The sequence below is a fragment of the Micromonospora hortensis genome, from assembly GCF_022230935.1.
Lineage (GTDB): Bacteria > Actinomycetota > Actinomycetes > Mycobacteriales > Micromonosporaceae > Micromonospora > Micromonospora hortensis.
This window is the reverse complement of sequence record NZ_JAKKFE010000009.1, coordinates 184,672-191,315: the sequence shown is the minus strand read 5'-3', so window position 1 is coordinate 191,315 and position 6,644 is coordinate 184,672. Positions and strand designations below refer to the sequence as shown.

4 protein-coding genes and 1 pseudogene are annotated in these 6,644 nt (G+C 70.8%); 3 read left to right on the top strand and 2 right to left on the bottom strand.

Features of this window, described 5'->3' with window-relative positions; all coding sequences use genetic code 11:
• Positions 1 to 195: pseudogene (locus NIE111_RS05855) on the top strand (diaminopimelate epimerase); the annotation flags it as partial.
• Between the two features lie 139 nt (positions 196 to 334).
• Here NIE111_RS05855 and NIE111_RS05850 read toward each other — a convergent pair.
• Positions 335 to 1,801 (bottom strand): NAD-dependent malic enzyme, encoded by a 1,467-nt coding sequence (locus NIE111_RS05850; protein ID WP_238683385.1) that lies wholly within the window; start codon positions 1,799 to 1,801, stop codon positions 335 to 337.
• A 183-nt stretch (positions 1,802 to 1,984) separates the two neighbouring features.
• Between NIE111_RS05850 and hflX the strand changes: the two genes are divergently transcribed.
• Together hflX and NIE111_RS05840 are read left to right on the top strand one after the other, a co-directional pair.
• The gene (gene hflX / locus NIE111_RS05845) at positions 1,985 to 3,439 is read left to right on the top strand and encodes a GTPase HflX (protein ID WP_238683384.1); all 1,455 of its coding nucleotides are present in this window, start codon (positions 1,985 to 1,987) and stop codon (positions 3,437 to 3,439) included.
• Between the two features lie 50 nt (positions 3,440 to 3,489).
• Entirely contained in the window at positions 3,490 to 5,259 is a 1,770-nt protein-coding gene (locus NIE111_RS05840; RefSeq protein WP_238683383.1) for a hypothetical protein, read from the top strand.
• Positions 5,260 to 5,329: 70 nt separating this feature from the next.
• On the opposite strand, the gene lexA is transcribed toward NIE111_RS05840, so the two are convergent.
• On the bottom strand, positions 5,330 to 6,115 hold the full coding sequence (gene lexA / locus NIE111_RS05835) for a transcriptional repressor LexA (RefSeq protein ID WP_030489395.1): 786 nt from the start codon (positions 6,113 to 6,115) through the stop codon (positions 5,330 to 5,332).
• Positions 6,116 to 6,644: the final 529 nt, after the last annotated feature.

Sequence of the window (6,644 nt, the reverse complement as noted above, 5' to 3'; positions counted from 1 at the left end):
CTGTCCTGCGGCACCGGTGCCTGCGCGGTGGGTGCCGTGGCGCTGCGCGACGCCGGGCGAAACACCGGCGTGGTCGCGGTCGACGTGCCCGGAGGCCGCCTCACGGTGACGGTCACCGCCGACTCCTGCTGGCTCTCCGGCCCCGCCGTCCTGGTGGCCACCGGCGAGCTGAACCCAACAGCGCTCCGCCCCTAACAGCCCCCCCCCCCCCGCGCCCCACCCCCACCCCCACCCCCCACCCGTGTTGATCAAGAGGTTTGCGTCAGGTTTCGCGTACTTCCTGACGCAAACCTCTTGATCAACGGCGCGGTCGGTGGGGGTGGCCGTTGGCGCGTTACGGGGTGGCGCTGGCGCTTGCCGCGATCTCGGGGAGGTCGGCGGGGCCGGGGTCGGCGGCCGGGAGCGGGCTCGGGTTGTGCGCGGCGGCGCGCACGGCGGCGGCGACCGCCGGGGCGACCCGGGAGTCGAACACGCTCGGCACGATCACCGTCGGGTTGATCTTCTCTTCGCCGACCACGTCCGCGATGGCCCGGGCGGCCGCGAGGGCCATCTCCTCGGTGAACTCCTCGGCGTGCGCGTCCAGCATGCCGCGGAACACCCCGGGGAACGCGAGCACGTTGTTGATCTGGTTCGGCTGGTCCGAGCGGCCGGTAGCGACCACTGCGGCGTGCTTGCGCGCCTCCCGTGGGTCGACCTCCGGGTCGGGGTTGGCCAGGGCGAAGACGATCGAGTCCTTCGCCATCTGCGCGATGTCGTCGCCGGTGAGCAGGTTCGGCGCGCTGACCCCGATGAACACGTCGGCGCCACGGATGGCACCGGGCAGGTCGCCCGAGTAGTTCTCCTTGTTGGTGTTCTCCGCCAGCCACTGCCACGCCGAGTTGAGCCCGGTCAGCCCACGGTGCAGGGCACCCTCCCGGTCGCACGCGATGATGTCGCCGACGCCCTGGCGCAGCAGCAGCTTCATGATCGCGGTGCCGGCCGCGCCGGCTCCGGAGACGACCACCCGGACGTCCTCGAGCCGCTTGCCCACCACCCGCAGCGCGTTGGTCAGCGCGGCCAGCACGCAGATCGCGGTGCCGTGCTGATCGTCGTGGAAGACCGGGATGTCCAGCGCCTCGCGCAGCCGGGCCTCGATCTCGAAGCAGCGCGGCGCGGCGATGTCCTCCAGGTTGATGCCGCCGTAGGCCGGCGCGATCGCCTTGACGATCTGCACGATCTCGTCGGTGTCCTGGGTGTCCAGCACCACCGGCCAGGCGTCCACCCCGCCGAAACGCTTGAACAGCGCGGCCTTGCCCTCCATCACCGGCAGCGACGCGGCCGGCCCGAGGTTGCCCAGGCCGAGCACCGCCGAGCCGTCGCTGACCACAGCGACGGTGTTGCGCTTGATGGTCAGTCGCCGGGCGTCGGCCGGGTTCTCGGCGATCGCCATGCAGACCCGGGCCACCCCCGGGGTGTACGCGCGCGACAGCTCGTCGCGGTTGCGCAGCGCGACCTTTGAGGTCACCTCGATCTTGCCGCCAAGGTGCAGCAGGAACGTCCGGTCCGACACCTTGCGGACGTCCACGCCATCCAGCGCGGTCAGCGCGTCGACCACCTGGTCGGCGTGCCCGGCGTCGGCGGTGTCGCAGGTCAGGTCGACGATCACGTGGGTCGGGTCCGAGTCCACCACGTCCAGCGCCGTGACGATCGCCCCGGCCTCGCCGACGGAGGTGGTGAGTCGGCCGATCGAGGAGGCGTCCGCGGTCACGGCGATCCGGATGGTGATCGAAAATCCGGCGCTGGGCAGTCGGGTGATGGCCACGGGATCCCTCCGTAACGGCTGTGCGGCCGTTCGGCCGCCGCCCGCATTTCTACCGGGTTGTCGCGGCCGACCAGCATTCGCCCCCACTTTTGGCGACCTTCACCATGGGCATATAGCAGGTGCGTTCGGCGTTGTGTCATGTCAGGATTACGTTCTACTTATCAAAACGGACAGGAGAACCGCTTGCGAGACCAGGAGAGCTTTGTCCCCGTCGAGGACGAGCTCGACGACGTCACCACCGGCGAGATGGAGCTGTCGGAGCGGCAGTCCCTCCGACGCGTCCCGGGCCTGTCAACCGAGCTCACCGACGTCACCGAGGTGGAATACCGCCAGCTGCGGCTGGAGCGGGTCGTCCTGGTGGGCGTCTGGACCGAAGGCACTGTCACCGACGCGGAAAACTCGTTGACCGAGCTCGCCGCGCTGGCCGAGACCGCCGGTTCGCAGGTGCTCGAAGGGCTCATCCAACGTCGTACCCGACCCGACCCGGCCACGTACATCGGCCGTGGCAAGGTCGACGACCTTGGCGCGGTGGTGCTTTCCACCGGCGCCGACACGGTCATCTGTGACGGTGAGCTGTCCCCGTCGCAGCTGCGCAACCTGGAGCAGCGCACCAAGGTCAAGGTCGTCGACCGCACCGCGCTGATCCTCGACATCTTCGCCCAGCACGCCAAGAGCAAGGAAGGTAAGGCGCAGGTCGAGCTGGCCCAGCTCCAATACCTGCTGCCCCGACTGCGCGGTTGGGGTGAGACGCTCTCCCGGCAGACCGGTGGTTCCGGCCGCGGTGGGGGCGCCGGTGGCGGTGTGGGTGTTCGTGGTCCCGGTGAGACCAAGCTGGAGACCGACCGGCGGCGGATCCGTCACCGCATCTCCCGGCTGCGTCGTGAGATCAAGAGCATGAAGACGGTCCGCGTGACCAAGCGTGCCCGGCGTTCCCGCAACTCCGTTCCCGCGGTCGCCATCGCCGGCTACACCAACGCCGGCAAGTCCAGCCTGCTCAACCGGCTGACCGGCGCGGGCGTGCTGGTGGAGAACGCGCTGTTCGCCACGCTGGACCCGACGACCCGCAAGGCCACCACCTCGGACGGGCGGCTCTACACCCTCTCCGACACCGTCGGCTTCGTCCGACACCTCCCGCACCAGATCGTCGAGGCGTTCCGTTCGACGCTGGAGGAGGTCGCGGAGGCGGATCTGGTGGTGCACGTCGTGGACGGCACCCACCCGGATCCGGAGGAGCAGGTCCGGGCGGTCCACGCGGTGCTTGCCGAGGTCAGCGCGGACCGGCTTCCCGAGCTGTTGGTGGTCAACAAGACCGACGCGGCCGACGAGGACACTCTGCTGCGGCTCAAGCGGCTCTGGCCGGACGCGATCTTCGTGTCCGCGCACTCGGGGCGCGGCATGGACGAGCTGCGCGCGGCGATCGAGGAGCGGCTACCGAGTCCGGCCGTGGAGGTCCGGGCCGTGCTGCCGTACGACCGGGGTGACCTGGTCGCTCGGGCGCACCGCACTGGTGAGGTGCTCAGCACGTCGCACCTGCCGGAGGGCACTCTGCTGCACGTCCGCGTCGGCGCGGAGCTTGCGGCGGAGCTGACGGCCTTCGACGTGGAGCGGCAGGGGCAGGCGGCCGGCAGCCGGTCCTGAGCGGCCACGGCGTCATCCACCGGAAACGCGCGGCATGCGACACTGGCCGAATGCGCCGCGTTGTTTCCTCGGTCACGGTTGCCCTCGGCCTGCTCGGGGCAACCGTGGCGCTCGCCGGAGTCGCCGCAGCGGCTCCCGCCCCTGGGGCGTCCGGGCCGCCCGCAGCGAACCCTGGCCAGAAGCGATGCACGATCGCCGACGAGCGCCTACGGGAGCTGTCCGGGCTGGTGGCCACCAAGAGTGGCTACATCGTCATCAACGACGGCACCGACGTCGCGGCGCGCAAGCGTGTGTTCTTCCTCGACAGCAAGTGCAAGATCTCGAAGGAGCCGGTCCGCTACTCGGGGCAGGGTCCGTTCGACACCGAGGATCTCGCCCTGTCCAAGGACGGCCGCACCCTCTGGATCGCCGACACCGGTGACAACCCCGACTCGAAGGAGCGCCGCAGCCGCGTCGCACTCTGGTCGATGCCGGTCACCGGCGCCAAGCAGCCGACGCTGCACCGGCTCTCCTACCCGGAGGCCAAACCGCACGACGCTGAGGCGTTGCTCATCGGCGACGACGGAAAACCGCTGATCATCACCAAGGTGACCAGTGGCAAGGCCGAGATCTACACGCCGTCGGCGGCCCTCAAGAGCGGCGACACCGACCCGGTGCCGATGCGTAAGGCCGGCGAGCTCACGCTGCCGAAGACCCAGACGGAGAACACCCTCAACACGTTCGGCCGGATTGCCATCACCGGCGCATCGAGGGCACCGGACGGCTCCCGGGTGGTTCTGCGCACGTACGCGGACGCCTTCGAGTTCGACGTGACCGGTGGCGACATCGTGGGCGCGCTCACCACCGGCAAGCCGCGGGTGACGCCGCTGGCCGACCCGTTCGGCGAGGCCATCAGCTACACCTCGGACGGAAAGTCGTTCCTCACCGTCTCCGACGCGGGCCGGTTCACCGAAGACGAGCCGGTCGACATCCTCGGCTACACCCCGTCCACGTCGACCGCCGCGCCGCTGAGTGCCGAGGACGGCGGCAAGCCGGCCGCCTCGAAGTCCTGGACCGACGGGCTGAGCCTCGACGACATCACGTACCTGGTCGGGGCGGTCGGGCTGATCGGCCTTCTGCTGGTCGCCGCCGGAATCTTCGGCATCGTTCGCGCCCGCCGTCGGCCGCCGACCGCTGACGAGTCCGACCCGTCGGAGCCGGACGGTGAACCGTTCGGCCCGCGCGCCGGCCGCGCCGTTGACGGGTTCCCGGCCGACGACGACCGCAGGCGTGGTGTCTACGGGGGTGGCGCGCCGGCCGGCGGCGCGGTCTACGGCGGCGGTGCGGGTCGCGGTGGCCCGGCCCCGGCGGGTGGTGCGGCTCGTGGCGGCCCGGCCCCGGCGGGTGGTGCCGTGTACGGCGGCGGCGGCGGCCGGCCGCCCTCGGCTGACGGCGGCTACGGTGCGGCGCGACCGGACGGCGGCGGTCCAGGCGTTTACGGCGGTGGCGGTCGTCCCCCGGCTGGTGGCGGTGGTCGTCCCCCGGCTGGTGGCGGTGGTCGTCCCCCGGCCAGTGGTGGCGGTCGTCCCCCGGCTGGTGGTGGCGGTCGTCCCCCGGCCAGTGGTGGCGGTCGTCCGCAGGGCGGTGGTGGCCGTCCTGGCGGTGGCGTCTACGGCGGCGACGGCGGTCAGCCCGGTCGCGCGGAGCCGCCCCGGCGCGGAGGGCAGGAGCCCGACCACCGTGGCCAGCGGCCCGGCCGCCGACGTGACGACGACGCGCCTGTGGACCCGTACGGGCAGTATCCCGGGGGCGGTCGCGGTCCCCGAGGCGACCGTTACTGATCGACGTTGAGGCGCTCACCCGCCCTGACGAGTGGTGCGGGTGAGCGCCGTCGGCACCCACCCGCCAAGGTCAGATCCGGCGTAGCACCGCCACGACCCGGCCCATGATGGTGGCGTCATCGCCGGGGATCGGATCGAAGGCCGGGTTCTGCGGCATCAGCCAGACGTGCCCGTCGCGCCGCCGGTAGGTCTTCACTGTCGCCTCGCCGTCGAGCATGGCGGCCACGATCTCGCCCGAGTCGGCGGTCGGCTGCTGCCGGACGACCACCCAGTCGCCGTCGCAGATCGCCGCGTCGAGCATTGAGTCGCCCTTGACCTGGAGCATGAAGACCTCGCCCTCACCCACCAGTTCGCGGGGGAGCGGGAAGATGTCCTCCACTGCCTGCTCGGCGAGGATCGGCCCGCCGGCGGCGATCCGGCCGAGCATCGGCACGTACGCCGGGGTGGGCCGCTGTGCCCTCGACAGCTCGTCGTCGATCGCCTCGCTGGGGGCGCGGACGTCCACCGCGCGCGGCCGGTTCGGGTCGCGGCGCAGGAAGCCCTTCTTCTCCAGCTCCTTGAGCTGGTAGGCGACGCTGGACGGCGACACCAGGCCGACCGCCTCGCCGATCTCGCGGACGCTCGGCGGGTAGCCGTGACGTTCCACCCAGTTGCGGATGAACTCCAGGATGCGCCGTTGCCGGGCGGTCAGGTCAACCGTCGCCGGGTCGGGGAAGGCGCTGACCACCGGGGTGACCGGACGCACGGCGGGCTGACCCGTCCGGCTGCGCGCGGCGCTGCGGCGTCGGGTGGCCGGCGGGCCCGCCTCGGTGATCTGCTGCGGGCTCTTCGGCCGGCTGGCCCGGTCCTCGGTCACGTCCGTCCTCCCTGGTCGGCGCTGGGTGCCTCGTCGGCTCGTGGTGCGTGCGGTGGTGCCACGTTGTTCATGACCGTATAGGTGAGATCAGTCATTTTCAAACATCTGTACGACCTCTCACCGGCGTGTCGGGGTGAAAAAGCGCTCCGGTCGTACGGATGTTCTGATAAATGGTACGTCAGGTAGCACTGGTGTTCGATCCTGGATCATTTTCCGGCCGTGTTCGGCCGGTTGGCCGGTAACCCGAGCGGCATCGTGACGTTGGGTCTTCGGGTGTTGTGCGGTGCGTGGGTGACCGGTTGGTCCGTGACGCGCCGGACACGCCGGCCAACTTGACCCGGCTTCCGCAGCGACATACGGTCGTACCCCTAGATGTAGTAGTGACACGGGCGTAAGTTGCCTACAGGTTGGGTCTGACTACCGACCGCACTCCCGTAACGTCGATCACGGCGGGCGTCATCCGAGGATGGCACCGTCGTGGTGAGTCGTGCCCGGGGGTGTGTTCCGGTGTGCTCGCGGTTGATCATTA

What these genes read in the sequence shown, in the direction of transcription:
- NIE111_RS05840 (WP_238683383.1), top strand. Translation starts at nt 3,490, where the DNA reads ATGCGCCGCGTTGTTTCCTCGGTCACGGTTGCCCTCGGCCTGCTCGGG.